Source organism: Bacteroidales bacterium, assembly GCA_016709865.1.
Classification (GTDB): domain Bacteria; phylum Bacteroidota; class Bacteroidia; order Bacteroidales; family VadinHA17; genus LD21.
The window spans coordinates 448021-473345 of the sequence record JADJLX010000003.1 but is presented as its reverse complement, the minus strand read 5'-3'; the positions used below and the strand labels follow the sequence as shown (position 1 = coordinate 473345).

General features: G+C 40.5%; 20 protein-coding genes. 11 read left to right on the top strand and 9 right to left on the bottom strand.

The genetic code is table 11. The annotated features are described in order from the left end of the window. The first annotated feature begins 15 nt into the window (after positions 1-15). Together IPJ16_07575 and lysS are read left to right on the top strand one after the other, a co-directional pair. Positions 16-867, top strand: coding sequence for an aminotransferase class IV (locus IPJ16_07575; GenBank protein ID MBK7627050.1), 852 nt, complete (start codon positions 16-18; stop codon positions 865-867). A 59-nt stretch (positions 868-926) separates the two neighbouring features. Beyond that, entirely contained in the window at positions 927-2663 is a 1737-nt protein-coding gene (lysS, locus tag IPJ16_07570) for a lysine--tRNA ligase (GenBank protein MBK7627049.1), read from the top strand. A 26-nt stretch (positions 2664-2689) separates the two neighbouring features. Here lysS and IPJ16_07565 read toward each other — a convergent pair whose 3' ends face one another. Beyond that, positions 2690-5770, bottom strand: coding sequence for an ATP-binding cassette domain-containing protein (locus tag IPJ16_07565; GenBank protein ID MBK7627048.1), 3081 nt, complete (start codon positions 5768-5770; stop codon positions 2690-2692). 203 nt (positions 5771-5973) lie between these two features. Here IPJ16_07565 and IPJ16_07560 point away from each other — a divergent pair, with 203 nt between their 5' ends. From IPJ16_07560 to IPJ16_07530, 7 genes are all read left to right on the top strand, one after another. After that, the gene (locus IPJ16_07560; GenBank protein ID MBK7627047.1) at positions 5974-6378 is read left to right on the top strand and encodes a DUF1987 domain-containing protein; all 405 of its coding nucleotides are present in this window, start codon (positions 5974-5976) and stop codon (positions 6376-6378) included. Positions 6379-6425: 47 nt separating this feature from the next. Continuing rightward, complete coding sequence (upp, locus tag IPJ16_07555; GenBank protein ID MBK7627046.1) at positions 6426-7046, top strand: uracil phosphoribosyltransferase; 621 nt, start codon at positions 6426-6428, stop codon at positions 7044-7046. 99 nt (positions 7047-7145) lie between these two features. Beyond that, complete coding sequence (locus IPJ16_07550) at positions 7146-7907, top strand: ABC transporter ATP-binding protein (GenBank protein ID MBK7627045.1); 762 nt, start codon at positions 7146-7148, stop codon at positions 7905-7907. Beyond that, on the top strand, positions 7864-9039 hold the full coding sequence (locus tag IPJ16_07545) for an ABC transporter permease (GenBank protein MBK7627044.1): 1176 nt from the start codon (positions 7864-7866) through the stop codon (positions 9037-9039). The genes IPJ16_07550 and IPJ16_07545 overlap by 44 nt, the downstream gene beginning before the upstream one ends. Positions 9040-9119: 80 nt before the next feature. Then, a complete protein-coding gene (locus IPJ16_07540; protein ID MBK7627043.1) occupies positions 9120-9839 on the top strand; it encodes a DUF2807 domain-containing protein in 720 nt (239 codons plus the stop codon). Between the two features lie 131 nt (positions 9840-9970). Beyond that, entirely contained in the window at positions 9971-11311 is a 1341-nt protein-coding gene (locus IPJ16_07535; protein MBK7627042.1) for a glucose-6-phosphate isomerase, read from the top strand. Positions 11312-11321: 10 nt separating this feature from the next. Further along, positions 11322-13646, top strand: a complete 2325-nt coding sequence (locus IPJ16_07530; GenBank protein ID MBK7627041.1) for a glycoside hydrolase family 3 C-terminal domain-containing protein — start codon at positions 11322-11324, stop codon at positions 13644-13646. A 36-nt stretch (positions 13647-13682) separates the two neighbouring features. Here IPJ16_07530 and IPJ16_07525 read toward each other — a convergent pair whose 3' ends face one another. Further along, complete coding sequence (locus IPJ16_07525; GenBank protein MBK7627040.1) at positions 13683-15035, bottom strand: GTPase; 1353 nt, start codon at positions 15033-15035, stop codon at positions 13683-13685. A 253-nt stretch (positions 15036-15288) separates the two neighbouring features. Between IPJ16_07525 and IPJ16_07520 the strand changes: the two genes are divergently transcribed. After that, the gene (locus tag IPJ16_07520; GenBank protein MBK7627039.1) at positions 15289-15900 is read left to right on the top strand and encodes a DUF479 domain-containing protein; all 612 of its coding nucleotides are present in this window, start codon (positions 15289-15291) and stop codon (positions 15898-15900) included. Here IPJ16_07520 and IPJ16_07515 read toward each other — a convergent pair whose 3' ends face one another. From IPJ16_07515 to purH, 6 genes are read right to left on the bottom strand one after another with little or no spacing between them, the layout of a single operon-like run. Continuing rightward, positions 15901-17325 (bottom strand): rod shape-determining protein RodA, encoded by a 1425-nt coding sequence (locus tag IPJ16_07515; GenBank protein MBK7627038.1) that lies wholly within the window; start codon positions 17323-17325, stop codon positions 15901-15903. After that, the gene (gene mrdA / locus IPJ16_07510; protein ID MBK7627037.1) at positions 17309-19150 is read right to left on the bottom strand and encodes a penicillin-binding protein 2; all 1842 of its coding nucleotides are present in this window, start codon (positions 19148-19150) and stop codon (positions 17309-17311) included. Before mrdA ends, IPJ16_07515 begins: the two co-directional genes overlap by 17 nt. Positions 19151-19161: 11 nt before the next feature. Beyond that, the gene (gene mreD, locus IPJ16_07505; protein MBK7627036.1) at positions 19162-19668 is read right to left on the bottom strand and encodes a rod shape-determining protein MreD; all 507 of its coding nucleotides are present in this window, start codon (positions 19666-19668) and stop codon (positions 19162-19164) included. After that, on the bottom strand, positions 19665-20486 hold the full coding sequence (mreC, locus tag IPJ16_07500; GenBank protein MBK7627035.1) for a rod shape-determining protein MreC: 822 nt from the start codon (positions 20484-20486) through the stop codon (positions 19665-19667). Before mreC ends, mreD begins: the two co-directional genes overlap by 4 nt. A 12-nt stretch (positions 20487-20498) precedes the next feature. Continuing rightward, entirely contained in the window at positions 20499-21521 is a 1023-nt protein-coding gene (locus tag IPJ16_07495) for a rod shape-determining protein (GenBank protein ID MBK7627034.1), read from the bottom strand. A 22-nt stretch (positions 21522-21543) separates the two neighbouring features. Continuing rightward, positions 21544-23067 (bottom strand): bifunctional phosphoribosylaminoimidazolecarboxamide formyltransferase/IMP cyclohydrolase, encoded by a 1524-nt coding sequence (gene purH / locus IPJ16_07490; GenBank protein MBK7627033.1) that lies wholly within the window; start codon positions 23065-23067, stop codon positions 21544-21546. A 201-nt stretch (positions 23068-23268) separates the two neighbouring features. Here purH and IPJ16_07485 point away from each other — a divergent pair, with 201 nt between their 5' ends. Next, entirely contained in the window at positions 23269-24516 is a 1248-nt protein-coding gene (locus IPJ16_07485; protein MBK7627032.1) for an ABC transporter permease, read from the top strand. Here the strand turns inward: IPJ16_07485 and rsmA are convergent. Then, positions 24508-25290: a 16S rRNA (adenine(1518)-N(6)/adenine(1519)-N(6))-dimethyltransferase RsmA gene (gene rsmA / locus IPJ16_07480; GenBank protein MBK7627031.1), complete on the bottom strand. Its 783-nt coding sequence runs from the start codon at positions 25288-25290 to the stop codon at positions 24508-24510. The genes IPJ16_07485 and rsmA overlap by 9 nt on opposite strands. Positions 25291-25325 lie beyond the last annotated feature (35 nt).

The following is a 25325-nucleotide window of genomic DNA, read 5'->3' as shown; positions in this document are numbered from 1 at the left end:
CGTTAAAATAAAATTATGGAAACAGTATATTTCAATGGCAAATTTCTTCCAAAAGATGAAGTAAAAATCAGTCCCGACGACCGCGGATTCCTTCTTGCTGACGGGGTTTATGAAGTTGTAAGATGGTATGGAGGATTCTTCTACGACATGGAAAGCCATGTAACAAGGTTGAAAAGAAGTCTGGGAGAGCTGAGGATAAACTTCAAAGGATCAGATGGATTCCCTTCATTTGCAAATGAATTAATAAGGTTAAACAAACTTGAGAATGAACCGGCAATGGTCTACCTTCAGGTAACAAGGGGAGCTGCCAGGCGTACCCATTCTTTCCCTTCCCCTGAAGCTGAGCCTACAGTATACGCATATGCATGGGGATTTACACCTGATACTTTATCAAAAGAGAAGGGAATAAAGGCTATGCTCAAAGATGATATCAGATGGTCGAGATGCGATATCAAATCGGTCGCTCTTCTTGCCAACACAATCAGTTTCCAGGAAGCATACGAAAGCGGTTCGAAGGAGTGCATTTTTGTACGCAACGGATTAATCACGGAAGGATCAAGGTCGAACATTTTCTTTGTGCAGGATGGGACACTCATTACTCATCCGGAGTCAAACCACATTCTTTCAGGGGTAACCCGCAAAAATATTCTGAGAATTGCAAAGGAATCAGGTATAGGAATAAGGGAGGAAGCCCTGCCGGTTAACAGTATCGGATTCGTTCAGGAAGCTTTCATTGCAAATACGTCTGCAGAGGTAACACCAGTAATTGATCTCAGCGGCAACACAATAGGAAATGGTCTTCCCGGGCCGGTAACAAGACTTATCAGCGAAAAATTCGATGCTGAGATAAAAGCTAAAAAGGGTTGATATTCTTAATAATCCCTGAAACACGAATTTTTCTATCTTTGCACAAATTTTGAAATCAGATGAGTAATATGAATTTAAGTGAACAGGAGCAGATAAGAAGGGAATCTCTCGTTGAATTAAGAAAACTTGGTATCGATCCGTACCCTGCTGCTGAATATAAAACAAACACCTTTGCACACGACATCCTTACAAGCTACTCCCCTGAAAAAAATAATTTTCAGGAGGTATGTCTTGCCGGCCGCATCATGAGCAGGCGAATAATGGGCAATGCTTCATTTGCAGAGTTAATGGACTCTTCAGGAAGGATTCAGATCTATATCCGTCGCGATGATGTCTGCAAGGGAGAAGACAAGACCATGTATAATACCGTTTTTAAACACCTTCTCGATATCGGGGATATCATTGGCGTAAAAGGACATGTATTCGTTACACAGATGGGCGAAACAACAGTTCACGTGGATGAGTTTACCGTGCTCTGTAAATCTGTGCGTCCGCTTCCTGTTGTAAAAGAGAAAGATGGTATTCTGTTTGACGCTGTCACCGATCCGGAAATGCGCTATCGTCAGCGATATGTCGACCTTATTGTAAATCCGCAGGTACGGGATGTCTTCAGAAAAAGAACTCAGATAATACAATCGATGCGCGAGCTCTTCAACTCAAGGGGTTACCTCGAAGTTGAGACACCTATTCTTCAGCCAATCCCCGGGGGAGCAACAGCACGTCCATTCATTACACACCATAATGCACTCGATATTCCTCTCTATTTACGAATAGCTAACGAGCTGTATCTGAAGCGCTTAATTGTAGGAGGATTCGAAGGTGTTTATGAGTTCGCGAAAGACTTCCGTAATGAAGGAATGGACCGGACACATAATCCCGAATTCACTGTTATGGAGATCTACATAGCCTACAAGGATTATGAATGGATGATGAGTTTCACTGAAGAGATTATCCAGAAAGCTGCACTTGATCTTCATGGGAAAACTGATATAGTATTTGGTGACAAAACAATCAGTCTCAAGACTCCGTTTAAAAGAATTACAATGCTCGATTCAATAAAGGAGAATACAGGCATTGACATATCAGGAATGAATGAAGAGGAACTTGTAAAAGTATGTGACAAACTTGGCGTTGCCCATGATAAAACTATGGGTAAAGGAAAACTGATTGACGCTATTTTTGGTGAAAAATGTGAACACAGTCTTATCCAGCCTACATTCATAATTGACTATCCCACTGAAACTTCCCCGCTTACAAAGAAGCACAGAAGCAAGCCTGGAGTGACAGAACGATTCGAATTGTTTATCAATTCAAAAGAGATAGCAAATGCATATTCTGAGCTAAACGATCCAATCGATCAGATGGACAGGTTTCAGGATCAGCTCAAACTTTCAGAAAAAGGAGATGATGAAGCAATGTTTATCGACATGGATTTTGTAAGGGCTCTTGAGTACGGAATGCCTCCAACATCAGGAATGGGAATGGGAATCGACCGGCTTACTATGCTGCTTACAAACCAGTCATCTATACAGGATGTTCTGTTCTTCCCTCAGATGAAACCTGAGATCCAGAAGGTTAAAGCTGAAAGTCAGAAAGAAGAATATGCAGAACTTGGAATTCCCGAAGCGTGGATTGAACCTCTAAAAAAGCTGGGATTCACAACTGTTGCCAAGCTTATGGAAGTTGAAAAGCATACAAAGCTTCATCAGGATCTTTGCGGATACAACAAGAAGAATAAGCTCGGCTTGCAGAATCCGACCCAGGAAGAAGTAAAATCCTGGCTGGGAAAGGAATAGAGAAATTAAGCACCTCTTATTCAGTACTATTTTTTTAATCTGAGGTACTCAAAGAGTCCCAGTGCTTTCCGCATTCCATTAAAATAGAGTACAATATAGAGGAATAAAGTAGCAAACCAGAGAATAAAAATATTAAACCAGAAAGTATCTATTTTCAAATTCCCAATCATTTTATACGGCGCATAGAAATGAGTCCTGCCATATTTTGAATATGGTTTCATATAGGCAGGTTCAAATTTCTGAAATATTCGGTTGTCAGTTTCAAATGTTTTATCGAGTATTGTAGTACGGCCAAGAAGAAGGTCCTCCAGACTTGTATTAACATTATCTTCTTTGAGCTTAATAAACTCATCCTTACCTGTCTGCGCTACAATAGAGACTGAAACAGAATCCAGTTTAGCAAGATATTTTTTCCGGAGGGCTCTGAAATGAGCGGCTAAGCTGTCGAGGTAGATTGCAGTTTGCTTTGCCACTCCAGGATTAAAGTCATCTTTATTCAGAGAAGACTTCCATTCACCTGAAACTGCATTAAATCCTGCCAACAGGGTCAGTCTGTCAATATAAAAATTAAGCTTGCCAAAATTATTGTTTACCCGCTCCTGGTATCCGCTACTATCTTTTAAATGCTCACATTCCCAGAGGTCCTTTTTTAATGCAGGTATAAGGTAATTGGAATACCAGTCATTCTGACTCTTTTCAATATTGTTATCGATGAAATTCCTTTCATACTTATTGTTTTTAAACTGTTCAACGGCAAGTGCTTCAAATGCCCAGCGGGCAGCCATTACATCGCCGAGGACAGGCACAAATTCACTTTGTGTGAGGCTGCTCTGATGAAGCTTATCAAACTTAACCAGCACACCGCTGAACAACAACTGCGGAATAATGAAGAAAGGGATAAGAATATAGATTGTAACCACAGAATTGAATGCTGATGAGATGTTTAATCCCATCATATTTGCGAAACAGGATGTAGTGAAAAATATAAGCCAGTAAGAGAAATTCATTCCCTCTATTCCCAGAATATAATTGCCTATAATAACAAAGGAGATTGTCTGAATAGCCGATATCAAAAACATTATCATGATTTTGGAATTAAGATAACTGAACCAGCTAAGATTAAGGAATGACTCGCGTTTCAGTATTTTCCTGTCTCTGATAATCTCCTCAGCACTTATTATAAGTCCGAGAAACAGTGAAGTTATGACACTCATAAAAAGATAGGCAGGGAGATTCTCATTTTCGCTGAATAAGAATTCATCACTTGAAGCATATTTTGTAAAATAAGCCAGCAGGAAAGCCAGTAATGGTGAACCAAGGAGACTGATAAGGATATACTGCCTGTTAGCCAGCTTTGACAGAATGTCGCGGATAAAGTAAACTCCTGATTGCTTCAGCAAGCCGGGGATCCTGTTGCTCGTTTCAGGAAGAATCCGGTTTACCGGCACTCCGTGCAGTTCTTTTTTCAGACTCCTCTCATTAAATCTGTCAGCCCACTCCTGAGGAGTCACTTTCCTTATATTGGTATGCTTCCCGTTCTCGTTAACTACCTTTGCCTCAATAATCTTAAGCAGTTGGTCGGAGTCTATATTTCCACAGGTAATACATTGATCTTCACATGCATTGGCATGGCTCGATTTTATCTTAAAATAGACAACGGCTTCTGAAGGGTTTCCATAGAAAATCTTATACCCCCCTTTGTCGATGATCATAATCTTATCGAACATCTTATAAAGGTCAGAGCCCGGCTGATGAATATTTGTGATTACAAGCTTTCCGTTAAAAGCCTGTTCCTTTAGCAGAGTCATAACAGTATCTGAATCGACAGAAGATAGACCTGATGTAGGCTCATCAACAAAAAGTATGGTTGGTTCTCTTATCAGTTCAAGAGCAATATTCAACCTTTTCCTTTGTCCTCCGCTTATTACCTTATCAAGGCTGCTGCCAACACGCAGATTTCTTATTTCATTGAGATCCAGCTCTTTTAAGGTTTTATCCAATGTGTCGCGAAGCCCCTCTTCAGTAAGGTTATCCAGACACATTTTTGCACTGTAATAGAGGTTCTGATATACTGTCAGCTCTTCAATAAGAAGATCGTCCTGCGGTACAAATCCGACAATACCGTTAAGATGGCTTCTGTCTCTTTCCGAATAAAGATTATAACCATTAATAAGGACTTCTCCGCTGTTAGGCTTTGTGATCCCGCTCAGTACACTCATTAAAGTTGATTTGCCAACACCGCTTCCACCAAGGATTCCAACCAGGTTACCTGATTCTTCATGAAAATTAAACCTCTGGATTCCGTATTCACTGTTCCTGAACCTCAGGCACACGTCCTTCGCATCAAGAGAGACTTTAAGTTTTATTTTTTCACCACTGAAAATATTAGTTATATCATTATAGTAGATTGCCTCCATCCCTGAACCTCTGATAGTTGAACCATGATCGAAGGTATATGTCTGACCGGGAAAAATATTCTGACCGTTAAGAAATAGATCCACACTCCCTTTATATCTCAGGATATAGGTATTTGTTCCGGATAAATAAAGCAGATATAGTGAATCCTTTAAGTGCTTCTTGTTCAGATGCTTCACACCTTCCTCATCGGATTTGTCTCTATCGTCAATTACAAGCACCTTATTCTTCTCCGGCACTTCACTTGCATCCTTCAGAATAAAATTCCTGATATTTTTAAATTCAGAATCAGAAATATTAAGAGCCACAGATACAGTCTCGATGAACTCATTCTCGTTTTCGGTTATTTCGGCACCGAATAAGATGAAGTCAAGCAGCTGTACAATTACGTAGAGTTTCTGTTTAAGATCAAGCTCATCATTAATCTTTTCACATATGCCCAGGATTCTCACAGAAATAAGTGATGTTCGTTTCTTGTCCCTAAGGCTCCCCCTGTCGATCTGCTGCGAATAGTACTCAACAAGAAATGCATCGAACATTTCCATATACTTATCAACCAGGTCGCTGCTCAACTGACGCTGAAGAAACAATTTTACTATATCTCTCTCCTTGCTGGAAATTTCTGAAATTGAGCGTACATCGCTTATTAAAACAAAAAGTTTTATCAGCGCTTTCAAAATTGGTTCACTCATTCATCCTGAATTAATAAGTATTATAAATGAATTTATTATATCTTAGCCTGAAACCGTTATGAATTAAAGTTTTAGGAATATCTGTTTTTATTTCCGGGGAATGCTTAATTTTGAATAACTTTGAGCTTTTTGTATAAATAATTGTTATCAACTATAGACAATCCAGTATTATAAAATGTTCAAATCATTTCAATTTAAACTATATGATCAGTAAGCTTATAATTGATAAAACAAACACCACACCTGAGGTGGTACTTGATCCTGAAAAGAAAATCTACAGGATTTCAGGAGAATCGCGGCCTTCTGATGTAAGGGAATTTTATGACCAGATCATTTCATGGCTTATTGATTTCCGCTGGGAGTTCACTAACGCGAAAGATTATAAGGAACCTCTTAATTTCAGCTTTCATCTGGCATACTTTAATTCTTCATCTGCAAAACTTATTCTCGATATCTGCAAAATTTTGTCAAGTTTAAAGCTTAACGGATTCAATGTTACAATAAGCTGGTGCTATGATCCTGATGACACAGATATGCTTGAAGTTGGAAAAGAGATCTCAAATATTGTCAAGGTTCCTTTTGAATATATTGAGTCGGGGAACAGCTGATTTCCCGCTATATTTGTGGATCTTCCGATATATAAATCAGAAACCTGATGCTAAACTTACTTAAACATCCCCTGTTAACACATAAACTTACACTTCTTCGCCGTAAGGAGACTACAACAAAGGATTTTCGTGAGACTCTCGAAGAGATTGCCGGTCTGATGGCATACGAGATAACCCGCGATCTTCCGGTACGAAATATCACAATTGAGACTCCGCTTGGAAAATGCACCACCCAGGAACTTGCTATGGATGTTGTTCTTGTCCCGGTGCTGAGAGCAGGTCTTGGAATGGTCGATGGAATATCAAAGATGCTGCCAACAGCCAGAATAGGTCACATAGGCATGTACCGCGATCACGAAACGCTAAAGCCAATGACCTATTATTCTAAATTTCCCGATAACCTGCCAAATGCAGTTGTCATGGTACTCGATCCGATGCTGGCAACAGGAGGAAGTTCAACAGATGCAATTCAGGTACTTAAAGACCATGGTGCAAAAACAATAAAACTTGTTTGCGTGGTAGGTGCCCCCGAGGGAGTGGAAAGAATTAAAAAGGATCATCCTGATGTTCAGATCTACCTGGCCGGATTGGATGAGAAACTTAATGAAAACGGCTATATTGTCCCCGGTCTGGGAGACGCCGGCGACAGACTTTTCGGAACAAAATAGCTCCTATTCTGTTTAATGTATCAGATATTCTCTGAAATTTATTTGATTTCTTTGTGATCCTTTGTGTAACCCTTTGTGTCCTTTGTGGTAAAATTTTTCATGAATAATGAATTAGTCATAGAAGTTAGAGGTGTTTGGAAATCCTTTAAAACAGTCCAGGCGGTAAAAGGTATTAACCTTAAAATCCCGAAAGGGCAATTTGTGGGACTTCTCGGACCCAATGGTGCCGGCAAAACTACTCTTGTTGAGATGATTGAAGGTATTCAGAAACCCGACAAAGGTGAGATTACTATAATGGGCAGGGGATGGAAGGGAAATGAAGAGGAACTCAGGAATATAATCGGCCTTTCGCTCCAGGAAACAAGATTCATTGATAAGCTGAGAGTAACGGAAACATTACAGCTGTTTGCAAGTTTCTTTAATCTTGGAAAAGAAAGAATAAATGAGATAATAGACATAGTCGGACTGGAAGAGAAGAGAAAATCATATGTTGTTAACCTCTCAGGCGGTCAGAGGCAACGTCTTGCAATAGGAATTGCTCTCATTAATAAACCTGCAATTTTACTGCTTGATGAACCTACAACAGGACTTGATCCAAATGCCAGACGTGAAATATGGGAGATACTCAGGAGTCTGAAAGAGAAATCTGAAACATCGATGATCCTAACCACTCATTATATGGAGGAAGCAGAAAACCTCTGCGACTACATAGTAATAATGGATAACGGTGTAATATTAAAGGAGGGTACTTTGCAGCAACTGCTTGAATCAGTTACCATCGCACCTAAACCTCCTGAAGTTCCCCGCACAACGCTTGATGATCTTTTTGTCTCACTCACCGGGAGGAAAATCAATGAATAAGTTGCTTAAATTCAACCAGCTCTGGCAACTGATAATTGCATTGTTCCGTGAGATAATACGTGAACCGGGGGTGCTTTTCTGGGGAATACTCTTCCCTATTCTTATGTCGGCCGGTCTCGGACTGGCATTCACAAAAAAAGCTGATGTAACCAGGAAGATTGCAGTTATCTCCTCATCTGAAAAACCCGGATCTCTTTCTGAAAGCCAAATAGTTAATGATTTCCTGACTGGTTGTGAGAAAAATCCGGAAGCAAAATCAGGTGATTGGCTCTGGAAATATACAATCGCTGATAAAAAACTGGGAAATTCGATATTTCTTTTTTATAGTTTACCATGGGACGAAGCAATGATGTTGCTTAAGAGAGGGACTATCAATGTGCTTCTGTCGGGGAAAAATGATTCTGTTGAATACCATTTCGACCCTATGAACTCAGATGCTGAACTTACTTATCTCAAAATAAGCAGTAAAATCGGAAGAGGGAATATAGAAGAGATTAAGACTAATTCAGAGATCAGACCACTTACTGTTACCGGAACCAGGTATATTGATTTTCTTGTTCCGGGACTTATAACAATGGGTGTTATGATGTCGTGCATGTGGGGCATTAGTTATGGCATTATCGAAAAAAGGTCAAAAAAACTTCTTCGCCGGCTTGTAGCAACACCAATGAAAAAATCACATTTTCTTATTGCTCTTATAACAGTAAGAATAATAATGAATCTTATCGAATCAGCTGTGCTTCTGATATTTGCTCTTTTTGCTTTTAAGATGACAGTGCAGGGCGATCTAACAGCGCTTATACTGCTATATCTTGCAGGAAATATTGCATTTGCAGGATTGGCTGTACTTATATCATCGCATACCTCCAACACAGAAGTTGGTAACGGCCTCATCAATTTTGTTGTAATGCCTATGATGGTTTTATCCGGAATATTCTTCAGCTACCAGAATTTTCCCGACTGGAGTCTCGGGGTTATCAGAAACCTTCCGCTTACGATGCTTACTGATGGTGTCAGAAGCATTTTCAATGAGGGAGCAGGTTATCCTCAGGTTGCCTTGCCGATTGTAATCCTTACATCTATCGGTGTTATCTTTTTCGCCGTCGGTCTTAAAATTTTCAAGTGGCATTAATTTTTTCCTGATTAATGCATCAATTCACTTTTCTTCCTGTCTTTTATTCGGAAAGAGTTCAAATTAATAACAGAAGAAATATGAAAAGTCTGAGAGTTTTAACACTGACAATCGCAGCCCTTAGCATTGTAGCATGCAGCCAGGCACAAATGAGACCTAATGTACGCGGAAACGGGGATGTAGTTACAAAAGAAAGAAAAACTGAATCATTTACAGGAGTAAAAGTAAGTTCAGGAATAGATGTTTATCTGAAACAGGGAGATAATGAATCAATGTCCGTTGAAGCAGATGAAAATCTTCATGAGTATATTATTACTGAAGTGAGAGGCGGGGTATTAAATGTTTATACAGATGCCAATATTCGCGAAGCAGAGAGGAAAAGAGTCTATGTAACAATGAAAGAGGTGAATTCCCTCAGGACAACTAGTGCAGGTGATGTTGTAGGGCAGACTCCGGTTAAAACTGACAGGCTTGAGCTATCGGCCAGCAGTGCAGGAGATATTAAACTTGAGGTATATGCCAGAGAGATTGATGTCAATATCAGCAGTTCGGGAGATATAACCCTTACCGGGGAAGCTGAGAAACTTAGCGGTGATCTCAGCAGCGCGGGAGATCTGAATGCCTATGATCTGCTTGTAAAAGAGGCTGACCTGTCAGCATCCAGTGCAGGAAATGCCGACATCAATGTATCAGAGAGAATCAGGGCAAGAGCTTCAAGTGCAGGGGATATCAATTACTCGGGCAATCCAAAATATGTAGATGCCCACTCATCAAGTGCAGGCAGTATCAGAAAAAGATAATTTCTACTCTATATATATAATACTTTATAACAGGCCGCCGGTTTACTACCGACGGCTTTTTTTTTAACTTTGTATTTATATACTTTAACTGAACCAGGTTTAAATCTGAACCAAACAACAATTTTTTAACAATGGAAAATATAAACATCAATCTTAAGAACACCGCCAATTTTATCTCTATGGAAGAGATTGTTGCGCATGCACAACTGTCAGTAAGGCACCTCGATACACTTAATGCCGGTACTGGGCCAGGAAATGACTTCCTGGGATGGCTTACCCTTCCTGATGATATTGTACCGCAACTTGATAAAATAGAAAAAACTGTAAAACACCTCAAATCCGTTTCCGATACTACAATAGTTATCGGCATTGGCGGATCATACCTTGGTTCAAGGGCAGTAATCGAAGCTCTCTCACACAGCTTCGCTCCTCTTGTCAAATCAAAACATCATGATGTGATTTTTGCAGGGCAGAACATATGCGAGGATTATCTGTCAGACCTGCTTGAGATCCTTGACGGAAGAAATTACTCAATTGTAGTAATCTCAAAATCAGGTACCACAACAGAACCTGCAATAGCCTTCAGAATTCTCAAGGATCACCTCGAGAAGAAAATCGGAAAGCTGGAAGCATCACTCAGAATAATCGCAATAACTGATGCAAAGAAAGGTGCACTCAGATCACTTGCTGAAACAAACGGTTATGAGACTTTTGTAATTCCCGATAATATCGGCGGCAGGTATTCTGTTCTTACTCCTGTCGGACTTATTCCTATCGGGCTTGCCGGCTTTGATATCCGGAAACTGGTTGCCGGAGCTAAATCAATGGAGCAGATAACAAGAAACAATAAACATGCAGAATCTAATCCTGCACTGCTCTATGCGTCGGCAAGAAATCTTCTTCTTCAGACAGGTAAATCGATAGAGATAATGGTTGGATTTACACCAAAGCTTCATTTCATGTCGGAATGGTGGAAACAATTATATGGTGAGAGCGAAGGAAAAGACGGAAAAGGAATATTCCCTGCTTCAGTAGATCTGACTACCGACCTGCACTCTATGGGACAATACATTCAGGATGGCCAAAGGATACTTTTTGAAACAATATTATCTGTAAAAACTCCTTCTAAAAAATTGACAGTTCCACAGGAAAAAGATGACTCCGATCAGCTGAATTACCTTGCCGGGAAAAGGCTTTCTGAAGTTAACCACAATGCTGAAATCGGAACTACCATGGCACATAACGACGGAAATGTTCCGATAATCACAATCATTATTCCTGCCCTGAATGAACATTACCTGGGCCAGACAATGTATTTCTTTGAAATTGCCTGTGCGATAAGTGGTTATATTCTTGATGTCAATCCATTCGACCAGCCTGGCGTTGAAGCCTATAAATCAAATATGTTTGCTCTGCTCAATAAGCCGGGGTTCGAGGAAGCCGGAAAAAAACTAAAAGAAAGACTATCCTAAACAACCAAATATGAAAAACAAATTCTCTTTATTTCTTATTGCAACTCTTATTAGCATTTTTACATTAAGCAGTTGTAAAAAATGGAGTGAAACCGGTGCCGGATCACTCAGAATTGTAACCAACGAGGGAGGACAAACTCTTGGTTATGACACAACTTCCGGTGTTAAAATATTAACAGTAAGCGGTTTGGCTTTTAAAGACCTCAATAAGGACGGAAAGCTTGATATCTATGAAGACTGGCGTACGAGTGCCGATGACCGTGCAAAAGACTTAGCATCAAAACTGAGTATTGAACAGATCGCTGGCCTTATGCTTTACAGTGCCCACCAGGCAATTCCTGCGGGAGGCACACGATTCGGAGCCAGTACATATAATGGGAAACCATTTGCTGAGAGTGGTGCAAAACCTTCTGATCTCAGCGACCAGCAGAAAAAATTTCTTACTAATGATAATCTGCGGCATGTCCTTGTTACAACTTTTCAGAGTCCGGAGGTTGCAGCTACTTGGAATAATAATGTCCAGGCACTTTGTGAAGGTATAGGCTACGGCATACCGGCAAATAACAGTTCTGATCCCAGACATAGGTCAGTTTCAGATGCTGAATATAATATCGGATCAGCAGGGCAGATATCAATGTGGCCTGGTTCACTTGGTATGGCAGCCACATTCGATGCTTCAGTTGTAAAAAGGTTCGGACAGGTTGCCGCTATTGAATACCGTGCACTTGGGATCTCAACAGCACTCTCTCCTCAGATCGACCTGGCTACTGAACCAAGATGGAGCAGGGTGAGCGGTACTTTTGGTGAAAATCCGCAGCTTTCGGCTGATATGGCACGTGCATATGTTGACGGATTCCAGACTTCACTTAATGAGAAAGCAATATCAGGTGGATGGGGATATACAAGTGTTAATACAATGGTTAAGCACTGGCCGGGAGGCGGACCAGAAGAAGGCGGCAGAGACGCTCACTTCTCATATGGGAAATATGCTGTTTACCCTGGGAATAACCTGGCTGATCATCTGATTCCTTTTACAGAAGGTGCTTTTAAGCTTGAGGGAGAAACTAAAATGGCTTCAGCTGTAATGCCATACTATACAATTTCCACAGGGATTGATAATGTAAACAATGAGAATGTAGGAAACAGCTACAATAAATATATCATAAACGATCTTCTCAGAGGAAAGTACAACTTTGACGGAGTTGTATGTACTGATTGGGGTGTAACGAAAGATGTTACAGCAATCGACGGATTCGGAACCACTCCATGGGGTGCAGAATTGCTCAGTGTTGCAGAAAGACATTATAAGATCATAATGGCTGGTGTTGACCAGTTTGGCGGGAACAACGATGCCGGTCCTGTAATTGAGGCTTATCAGATGGGCGTTAAGGAGCATGGTGAACAGTTTATGAGAGCCCGCATGGAGCAATCAGCTGTTCGTCTGCTTAAGAATATCTTCAGGGTCGGACTTTTTGAAAATCCTTATCTCAATGTGGAGGAGACAAAAAAGATAGTTGGCAATCAGGATTTTATGAAGGATGGCTATGATGCTCAGATTAAATCTGTTGTGATGGTCAAAAACCAGAATAAAACACTCCCTGTAGCAAAACAGAAAACAGTTTATATTCCAAAGAGACTTACAGCCGCTAGCAGAAGCATGTTCGGGGAACCGACACCGGCTTCATTAGACTATCCGATCAACATCGAGATTGTTAAGAAGTATTATAATGTAACTGATAATCCGGCTGAAGCCGACTTCGCACTTGTTGTTATTAGAAGTCCTAATGCAGGTACCGGATATGATCCTGCTGATGTGAAGAAAGGCGGAACCGGTTATGTTCCTGTAAGCCTTCAGTATAAACCTTACAAAGCTAATGAAGCCCGAGATCCAAGTCTTGCCGGAGGTGATCCCCTCGAAAAATTCACAAACAGGACCTACAAAGGAAAGTCCGTTGTAACATCTAACGAAGCAGATCTTAACCTTGTTCTCGATGCAAAAAAAGCAATGAAGGGAAAACCTGTAGTTGTTTCTGTTGCAGTTTCAAAGCCAATGATCTTCAGTGAATTTGAAAAAGAGGCAAATGCTATTATTCTTTCATTTGAAGTACAGGATCAGGCTCTTCTTGATATCATTTCAGGTGTTGCTGAACCAAATGGTTTGCTTCCGTTACAGATGCCGGCCGATATGAAAACTGTGGAGCTTCAGAAAGAAGATGTTCCTTATGATATGACCTGCCACACCGACTCGGAAGGTAATGTATATGATTTCGCATTCGGACTGAACTGGAGCGGGGTTATAAAAGATGCCAGAACAGAAAAGTATAAAAGAAAATAGAAAATAAAAAAGGAGGCATTCACCTCCTTTTTTGTTTTATTTCTTACCGCCTTTCAGCTTATGCTTTTTGATGAACTCATCAAGTACCTCTGTTAGGTTTGGATCACCAATCTCCTGAAGATCATAATACACCCTGGTATTGGGTTTCTTGATTTTAATAATCCTGTTTAGGTCGATAGGTGTGGCAATTATTACACTGTCACAATCTGTATTGTTGATTGTAGTCTCAAGGTCTTTCAGCTGCTGTTTTCCATATCCCATAGCAGGAAGAAGAGTTCCGATATTCGGATATTGTGCGAATGTATCACTCAGTCTTCCGACTGTATAGGGACGGGGATCAACCATTTCGGCTGCACCGAATTTCCGGGCGGCTACAACACCTGCGCCTATTTTCATCTCGCCGTGAGTAAGTGTAGGACCATCTTCGACTACCAGAACCCGTTTGCCTCTTATTAAGGAAGGATCATCCACCTTGATTGGGGATGCTCCGTCGACAACGATTGCTTTTGGATTTACTTTTTCAATGCTTTCTCTTACAATCTGAATCGCTTCAGGCGAAGCACTGTCCATTTTGTTTATTACAACAACATCTGCGATTCGTAGGGTAACCTCGCCGGGATAATATTTTAATTCATGACCTGCACGATGTGGATCAGCAACTGTAATCATAAGATCAGGCTTATAGAATGGGAAATCGTTGTTTCCTCCATCCCACAACACCACATCACAACCTGAAGGATCTTTTTCAGCTGCACGCAGAATTGCTTCATAATCAACACCTGCATATATGACATTACCTCTTACAACATGAGGTTCATATTCCTCCATCTCCTCAACAGTACACTTGTGTTTCTCAAGATCTTTGACAACAGCAAAACGCTGAACTTTCTGAGCATTCAGATCGCCATATGGCATCGGGTGCCTTACCGCTACCACCTTCAATCCTTTTGCCATAAGGAGTTCAATAACTTTCCTCGATGTCTGACTTTTTCCGCATCCGGTTCTAACTGCACCAACAGCAATAACCGGTTTTGTACTTTTTACCATTGTATCAACTGGTCCGAGCAATACAAAATTCGCTCCTGCAGCATTAACAATTGCGCTCACTGACATCACTTTCTGATAAGTAACATCGGAGTATGAAAATACACAATCACTTACGTTATATTTTTTTATGAGATCAGGAAGATTTTCCTCTGCAAAAATAGGAATCCCCGCAGGGTATAATTTGCCTGCAAGTTCCTTCGGATATTTTCTTCCGTCAATATCAGGTATCTGAGCTGCTGTAAAAGCAACCACATTATAATACTCATTGTCCCTGTAGCAGGTATTAAAATTATGGAAATCGCGCCCTGCAGCACCAATTATAATGACATTTTTCCTCGTCATAAATCCTCCTTGTTTTTTAGAAATTTATCTGAATTGTTAGAATTTTCATTTCGTAATGACTCAACAAATTTATAATTTGCATACTGAAATTCCGAGCATTTCGTTTTATTTTTTAAAACGTCTATTTATTGCCTTAATTTCATGATTTACAGTAATTTAATACCTGTTTTGGCATGTGCAAAAAACATGTTAAAGAAAATGTTTTCTATATGGTTAGGTATATGGCAAATTCTTTGTACTATTATGTCATGTTATGAACGTGCTGGCGCACATATATCTTTCCGGTGATTCTGATAAAATAATCATTGGCAATTACATAGGTGATTATGTAAAAGGGAAGGACTATCTGAAGTATCCTGAGCCCATACGCAAAGGCATTATATTGCATCGTCATATTGACGGATTTACAGATAGGCATCCGGTTGTTCACCGCAGCAAGATATTTTTTACCAGGAAATATCATAAATATGCTGGTGTAATCACCGACATACTATATGATCATTTTCTGTGTAAGGAGTGGGATTTATATTCTAGAAGACCTTTGGAGAGTGTTACATATAACTTCTACAGGGCTCTTGTAAATAATTATGAAATAATGCCTGAAAACGTAAGGCAGATGATGCCTTTTTTTATAATTAATAACTGGATTGAATCCTATCAGACAACAAGTGGGATCCGCCATGTTTTGAATACACTCAGCAAGCGTTCCACTCTACCTAATGAAACATCCTTTGCAATGAGGGCGCTTAAGAAGAATTACTATTCTCTCCAGGATGACTTTATGGAGTTTTTTCCCCAGTTAATTGACTATGTTGAAAAGGATTTCGGGATAGAGATCTCCCACCGCATCACAATTCCATTCTGATTATACCAGATATTCCGTACGGCTGGCATCGAGCCTGAGAAAGATAAACAGGAGTATTGTAAAGCCCCACAGGGAACTGCCTCCGTAACTGAAGAAAGGTAGCGGGATTCCTATCACAGGGACGATTCCAATAGCCATTCCTATATTAATAAAGACATGTGTAAACAGAATTGATACAACACCATATCCGTAAATCCTCGAAAAAACACTTCGCTGCCTTTCAGCAAGAAAGATTAGCCGCAGAAAAAGAAAGAGATACAAACCAATAACGACAATTGATCCAACAAATCCCCACTCCTCACCGATTGTACAAAATATAAAATCAGAACTTTGCTTTGGTACAAATTTGAACTTGGTCTGTGTTCCCTGCAGAAATCCCTTGCCTCTGAATCCGCCCGATCCAATCGATATTATAGACTGATTTACATTGTAACCCGTACCATGCGGATCCGATTTAATTCCCAGCATAATGTTTATCCGGTCTTTCTGGTGTTCAGGTAAAACTTTATTAAATGTATAGTCGACAGAATTAATAAATAATACACTCCCGAGAAGAAACAGGTATATAACCAGTATCGCTCCCGCTTTTTTGTTATAGATATAATAAGCTATTGATAGTCCGGAAACTATAAGGGAGATAACAATAATCGTCTCATTACCAATGCTTTTAAACAGGTAATGATCAAGCAGATACAGGATTCCAGAAATAAAAACAAAAATTCCTGTTCCAGCTAAACAGATTTTCCACTTCCTGGTAGCGAACCACACCAGAAGAATAGCAATAATTATAAGGGCAATAGCCAGATATAGGTTATTCACCAATAATGTGAGAAAGAATAGAATTACCATAAGTAATCCGGATACAAAAATGTACGGACTCATCCCCTCTCTGAAGAGAACAAGAAAGAGTGAAAAATAGATTACCGTCGAACCCATATCAGGCTGTAGAGCTGTAAGGAGTGCCGGAAGTATAATTATTCCTGCCGCCGGAATCAGATCATTAAACTTTGTAAGATCCTGCCGCCTGGTATTTAGATAACTGGCAAGAGCCAGTGCCGTAGCAAACTTTGCAAACTCTGAGGGCTGAAGTGTAAGGCTTCCAAATTCAAACCACGAACGGGCACCGTTTATCTTTGCTCCGAATATGAGGACAGCAATAAGCAATATCATAACAACCCCATAGATGAACCACGAGAAAAAAAAGTAAAACCGGTTATCGATAATTACAACAAAGATTGCAATCACCAGTGCTGCAGCTATCCAGATAAACTGTTTGCCGTAACGCTGTGTCAGGTCAAGCATACCCGAACGCTCTTCATTATATACGGCAGCATAAATATTAAACCATCCCAGTATCACAAGAACCAGGAACAGAAGTATTGTGATCTTATCCAGACCATTCCAAAGATTAATGCTGCGCTTCACTTTTTAGTATTTTTTCTTCAAGGTTTAGTTCCAGCATCCGCTGCTCAAGCAGTTTATTTGTAATCTCACCTTTAATGTACTTCTCTATCATCAGGCTGGCTACCGGTGCAGCATATGTAGAGCCGAAGCCTGCATTTTCTACATATACAGCTATTGCAATTTTCGGATCATCCTTTGGGGCAAATGCCACAAATACAGAATGATCGTCACCATGAGGATTCTGAGCTGTTCCGGTTTTGCCACAAACTATAATGTCCTTAAGTACAGCCACTCCTGCCGTTGCTCCCGCACCTCCATTAACAGCTAATGCCATGCCGCGGACAATAGTCTCGAAATTAGCTGTGTCAATACTGATAATATGCTTTGTTGTGAATTTCTGATCAATTGTCTGGGCAGGCCCAACATATTTTACAATATGAGGAGTAAAATAATAACCCCTGTTTGCAATTGCTGCTGTCATGTTTGCCATTTGCAGAGGTGTTGTGCCAACCTCTCCCTGGCCAATAGCCATTGATATAACCGTAAGTGCTTTCCATCTGTTAACACCATGATATCTGTCATAGTAGGCAGGTGTTGGAATGAATCCTGAAAGCTCGTTTACAAAATCAGTCCCGAGTTTGCCGCCAAAGCCGAATTCCGTCAGATAGCTTTTCCATTTATTAAAGGCTTCTGAAATTGAACTATAACGATTGTTTTCAAGAACTCTTCTGAAAGTCTGGCAGAAATATGAATTGCATGAATTCATTACCGCTCCTTCAAGGTCGAGAGGAGAAGAATGAGAATGGCAGCCGACAAAGAGGTAACCGTTTTCACATCCGAAATGTGTATCCGGGGTAATAACACCTTCCTGCAGCCCAATTAAACCGTTAATGGGCTTAAATGTTGATCCCGGAGGATATGATGCCATTAATGCCCTGTTAAACAATGGCTTTACTAAAGTGTCGCCAAGAAGCTTTGCATAATTTTCAGAACGGACCCTCCCAACCAGTAGGGAAGGATCGTAATTTGGTGCGGATACAAGTGCCAGAACTTCTCCTGTTTTAGGTTCAATAGCAACTATACTCCCCCTCTTATTTTTCATCAGGAGTTCACCATATGCCTGCAGATCAATATCAATTGAAGATGTTATATCTGATCCCTGAACTGCCAGGGTATCAAGTTTCCCTTCTGCATACGATCCTTTTATCCTGCTGAAGACATCAACCAGGTAAATTTTCACCCCACGTCTTCCGCGCAGTTCCTTCTCATATGCCTCTTCAATTCCTGTTTTGCCGATATAATCACCAGGCTTATAATATGGTTCCCTTCTGATTATTCCGTCATCCACCTCACTTACATATCCAAGAACATGAGCTGCTACAGGCAATGAATATTTTCTTAATGTCCTGGGCTGTACATAAAAGCCCGGATACAGAAACATTTTTTCCTGAAACCTGGCGTAAGTTTCATCTGAGATCTGTTTAAGAAAAACCGAAGGTGCTTTTCTCGAGTAATTAACAGCGGTTCTCATTTGTCTGCGGAATAAATCATTTGAGATCCCCAGCAGACTGCAGAAACCTGTTGTGTCAATTATTTTAGATGTCTGGGCAGGAACAACCATAAGATCATATGCAGCCATATTGGTCACAATCTCCTTTCCGTTCCGGTCGTAGATCAATCCGCGGGCAGGATACTGTGTTACGTACCTGAGCACATTATTATCGGCTGATAACCTGTAGGAGTCTTTTACCACCTGAATGACAAACAACCTTATAATCAATGCAAGAGATGCCAGCACCATAAGTGCCATTATAACATATTTCCTGTTAATGAATGCATCTTTCATGATTCTGAAAATTACTTCCCTTTCCTGTAGAACTCAAACAGGAGTATGAAAGTTATAGAAAAAGCGGAACTTAAAAGTACTCTCCCTAATGTCCTGAAGAAATCAGTAAACCTGAATACCTCTAGGTAAAAAAGAGCTGTATGATGTACAAGAACAATAAATACTGTATAGATCAGGAACCATCTGAAACCGTAAATAATCATTGAGGGATCTGAGTTAGGTTCATATCCGTCACGGGGTGAAATAAGCCTCAGAACATATGGTCTGACAAATCCTGCAAGCACTGTTGCAGAGGAGTGCATCCCGGGCGAGCCTGAGAAGTAGTCAATTATTCCTCCTGTTATAAAAGACAGGAGAAGGAGCAGCCAGGCTGGTATCTCAACCGGCAGCAGCATGATAAACATCAGATAGATATACGGATTTACATACCCGCTGAACTGTATATTATTAAATAACAGAACCTGCAGCAGGATCAGCAGGATAAAGATCAATCCGAATCTGAAGATTGAGTTTATCATTGAAATGAATTTTGAAGTTCAATTTGCTCCGACTTCTTCATGTTGCCGATTATATCCACAAAATGTAATTTTTTAAAATCAGTTGCGAGAGTGATTGTTATCTTATAAAAGTCTCCTCCCATCTTTTCAAAATCACTTACTGTTCCTACCATGATACCTTCTGGAAAAATAGCCGAGTATCCTGTCGTCTCAACAGTATCGCCTACATTAACAGGCACATGCTGGGGAATCTCACTTAATACAGCCTTGCGGTAATTTACCCCGTCCCAGTTAAGTGATCCATAATAACCATTCGATTTAAGCCGTGCACTTAATCTGAAATCAAGATTCAGTACCGACATAGCCAGGGAGTAGTTATCCGAGCAGCCCACTATTACACCTGATACCCCGTCGCCAGATGTGACAGCCATATCAACAGCGACTCCCTGCTGCCTCCCTTTATTTACAGTAAAAAAGTTCTTCTGCTTGTTTATCGAATTATCAATTACAGTAGCTGAAGTGTGAATGTACTGCTGTTTATAAACTGAATCTGAAACTGAGAAGAATGGAGAGTTCTCGGCTTTCCTAAGCCGCTCAATACTATTTTTAAGTGCAATATTTTCTGCTGCAAGAGACTGGTTCACATCCCTGAGATTCAGGTATGCACGGGTATTGCTGACCTTCATCTCAACTGAATGAGTCAATCCCCTGATCCCGAACATAACACGTGTATTATGATAGCTGTTCCTTGTGGCAAGAAAATATACCGACAATCCTTCAAGAATCAGAAAGATGATCAGATTATTATATCTGGCCAGAAAATTCAGCAGATTCCTCATTCACCATGCAGATTATCTCATCAGGAACGGAAACTTATCGACATTCTTCAGTGCAACACCTGTTCCGCGTGCAACAGCATGCAAAGGATCTTCAACAACATTAAAGTTTATATTTATCTTATCGGCCAGTCTCTTATCAAGACCTCTCAGCAATGCTCCGCCTCCGGCCAGATAAATACCTTTGTTAACTATATCAGCATATAGCTCAGGCGGAGTCTGCTCAAGAACACTTAATAAGGCAGCCTCAACTTTGGATAATGATTTATCAAGACAGTATGCTATCTCCTGGTAAGAAATAGGAATTTCAATAGGAAGAGCAGTCATGATATTAGGACCACGGACTATAAAGTCAGCAGGCGGATTGTCAATATCAGGAAGTGCAGCACCTACACCTATTTTAATATCTTCAGCTGTTCTCTCTCCGATTTTGATATTATGCTGATGACGCATATATGCCTGAATATCAGCAGTAAATCCATCCCCTGCAATTCTTATAGATTTATTGCAGACAATACCTCCCAGGGCAATTACAGCTATCTCAGTTGTACCACCTCCGATATCTACAACCATGCAGCCTTCAGGGGCCTCTACATCGAGTCCTATACCTATTGCGGCAGCCATTGGTTCATAGATCATGTAAACATCGCGACCGCCGGCATGCTCTGAAGAATCACGTACAGCACGGATTTCAACCTCAGTACTTCCGGAGGGTATACAGACAACCATTTTCAGTGAGGGAGAAAAGAGCCTGGGGCCTTTATTGATCATTTTGATCATACCCCTTATCATCAGTTCAGCTGCATTAAAATCGGCTATCACTCCATCGCGTAATGGCCTGATTGTCTTGATGTTTTCGTGAGTCTTCCCATGCATCTGCCTTGCCTGTTCCCCGATCGCAATAAGTTTCCCTGTATTTTTATCAATTGCTACTATCGATGGTTCGTCCACAACAACTTTATCATTGTGAATAATGATTGTGTTTGCGGTACCAAGATCGATTGCAATCTCCTGTGTTAAAAATGAAAATAAGCCCATATATATAATAATTAAATATTTATCAGTGTTTAAAGTGTCTTACTCCTGTAACTACCATTGCCACTCCGTTGGCAGTACAATAATCAATTGACTCCTGATCCCTTACGGAACCGCCCGGCTGAACTATGGCTGTAATGCCCGCCTTGTGAGCAATTTCAACGCTGTCGGCAAACGGGAAATAGGCATCTGAGGCAAGTACAGAACCTTTAAGATCGAATCCAAATGTTTTAGCCTTTTCAATAGATTGTTTAAGAGCATCCACCCTCGAAGTCTGTCCTATTCCGCTGGCGCAAAGCTGCTTGTTCTTTGCCAGCACAATAGCATTCGACTTGCTGTGTTTACATATTATGTTAGCAAACACCAGATCATCAATCTCAGAAGGAAGTGGAATTCTTTTTGTAACAGGTTTCATCTGTTCCCCCGATTCAGTGCTGTTGTCTTTTTCCTGCCACAATACCCCGTTAAGCATAGACCTGAATCCATCCCTTTGTTTCTCTTTCTCCTTTCTGTGAAGTATTATCCGGTTTTTCTTCTGTTTGAGTATTTCCAGGGCTCCCTCAGTAAAGGCCGGAGCTATTATAATTTCGAAAAAGATCTTGTCGACCTCCGCTGCAGTCTTATCATCAATTGTAACATTTGTTACAATTACACCGCCATATGCAGATACCGGATCGCATGCCAGAGCATCTTTCCACGCCTCTGTAGCACTGCTGCGTGTGGCCACACCACAGGCATTGTTATGTTTTATTATTACGAAAGTCGTATCTCTGAACTCGTCAATCAGACCAAGAGCTGCCTCAAGGTCGAGAAGGTTGTTATATGAAAGCTCTTTACCATGAAGCTTATTGAAAAACTCATCCGGATCTCCGTAGAAGATTCCTTTCTGATGAGGATTCTCTCCATAACGTAATGGGTAAGACTTGTTTATGCTTTCCCTGAAAACAGGAATGGCAGCCTGTCTGTTGAAATATTTAAAGATTGCAGTATCATAATGCGAAGAGGTCATGAATGCTTTGGCTGCAAATAACCGTCTGTCCTCCAGCGATGTAGTTCCATCTTTGGAATCCAGAAGAGACTGAAGCTCAGGGTATTGTTCCCTTCCGGATACAATTACCACGTCATTATAGTTTTTTGCGGCAGCCCTTATGAGAGAGATTCCCCCAATATCAATCTTTTCAATAATATCTTCCTCAACATCCGTAGATCTTAAAGTCTCCTCAAACGGGTAAAGATCAACAATTACGAGGTCTATTTCAGGAATTTTATATTTAGCAAGCTGCGCCAGATCATCATTGTTTTCACGCCGGGCAAGAATACCTCCGAAAACCGAAGGATGCAGTGTTTTTACCCTTCCCCCGAGAATTGAAGGATAAGTAGTGAGATCCTCCACCTTTTCAGCAGGGATCCCAAGTTCATTAATAAAACTAAAAGTACCTCCTGTAGAATATAACTTTACGCCAAGTTTATGAAGCGTTCTGACTATTTCGTCCAATCCCTCCTTGTAAAAAACAGAGATAAGAGCACTTTTTATTCGTTTGTTACTCATTTGATGATAATTACGATCGACTTTGGATACCTTATTTGAGGTGTTTAAAAATAGATATTTTTTTATTATCCTCAACACATTATATAATATATGATTTCCCGTAATCATTTAATTAATAATATTTCAGGAATAGTCATTACTGCAGCAAGAAACATTTTTCGTATATTTGACCCTCAATTTATAAAATCTCATTACTGCAAGATGTTTCTCAGGTTATTCAAAGAAGGGGTTATTTTCGCGGTTAACTCTGTTATAGTAAACAAGTTAAGGACATTCCTGTCACTTTTCGGGATAACTATCGGGATCTTTTCTATCATTTCTGTATTTACAGTTCTTGACTGGATGGAGAAATCGATCAAAGACAGTATTTCTACTCTTGGCGATAACGTAATTTATGTTCAGAAATTCCCCTGGTCTTTCGATCCGAATCTCGCATGGTGGGACATAATTAAATGGCCATCAATCGATGAACGCGATTTTCAGGCGATACAGAAAAAATCAACCAAGACTGACGCTGCATGTCTGGCAGTATTTCAGCCTGAGAAAATCAAATACAAGAAAAACATAGCCAACGATGTAACTGTAGGTGCTGTAACAATGGAGTTTGAGGAAGTAAGGTCATTCGAGATGGCTAACGGAAGGTACTTCTCTCCTTTTGAAGCCTCAACGGGAAAAAATGTGGCGATCATCGGGGCTACTATTGCAGATCGTCTTTTTGAGAAAACTGATCCTGTCGGGAAAGAGATTACAATTGCGGGGTTCAGAACCACTGTTATTGGAGTATTCAAGAAGGAAGGAAAAGGCGGGATAAGCGACAGCGGAATGGATGAGTTAACAATCATACCTTTCAGCTTCGGAAAGACTTTCATAAATATGCGTAACAGGTTTATCGAGTCACAGCTTATGATTAAAGCTAAACCCGGGGTGCAGATCCAGGAACTTGATGACGAAACAACTATGATCCTCAGAGCTGCAAGACGTCTTCAGCCCGATGAGATTAATAATTTCTCTGTCAACAGGGCAAGCCTTTTATCGCAGGGCTTCGATGCGGTATTCGTCGGAATAAATATTGGCGGCTGGGTTATAGGTGGCTTCTCAATACTCGTTGGTGGTTTCGGAATAGCGAACATCATGTTTGTATCAGTCAGGGAAAGAACAAACATCATAGGTATTCAGAAAGCTCTGGGAGCTAAAAGGTTTTTCATCCTTCAGCAATTTCTTGTTGAGTCGGTACTTCTTTCTGTTATCGGAGGATTGCTGGGAGTCTTGATGATCTTCGTAAGTACCCTTGTTATCAACTATCTGTACGAATTGAACATGCACCTTACTATGGCCAACATGTTTCTTGCTATATTCATTTCCGGAATAATAGGCGTAGTTGCAGGATATGCCCCTGCTTATTCTGCTGCTAAAATGAATCCTGTGGAAGCTATTGGTTTCTCATTCTGATTTTACCCTGTTCTCATCAATCCATCTCGTAAGCTGAACGAATTGTTCAACAGACAACTGTTCCGGCCTTAAACCGAATTCATGGTAATCATCTCTTTTAAGTTCAAAAGCAGACCTTACAGAGTTTCTTAATGTCTTGCGCCGCTGATTAAAGCTTGCCTTGACAACTCTCAGAAACAAAGCTTCATCACAATCCAGTCCCCGGACATCATTTCTTATAAGCCTTATCACGCCTGATTTCACCTTTGGAGGCGGAGAGAAAACATGCTCCGACACAGTAAAAAGATACTCGGTTTTATAAAAAGCCTGAAGCAGGACACTTAAAATACCATAAGTTTTTGATCCCGGTCCGGCACAGATCCTTTCAGCTACTTCCTTCTGTAACATTCCGGCTATCTCAACAACCTTGTCCCGGTGTTTCAAAACCTTGAAAAATATCTGCGTTGAAATGTTGTATGGAAAATTTCCGATAATTGCCAGTTTATCAGGATAATAAGCATCTAAATCCATTGAAAGGAAATCACCTGTCAGTATAGTTTTAAGCGTAGGGAAGTTGGCATGCAGATAGTGAACTGATTCATTATCTATTTCGATTACCCTGAAATCGGGAAAGCCCCTTTCAATAAGATATCCGGTAAGTACACCCATACCCGGACCAATTTCCAGAACAGAACTATATCCCTCCCCTGTCAGAGAATCCGAAATTCTTCTGGCAATGGCAGTATCTTTCAAAAAATGCTGACCTAAATTCTTTTTTGGATAAACCCTATTCATCTCACCATTTTGTCTCTTAATCCAAATGCCTCACC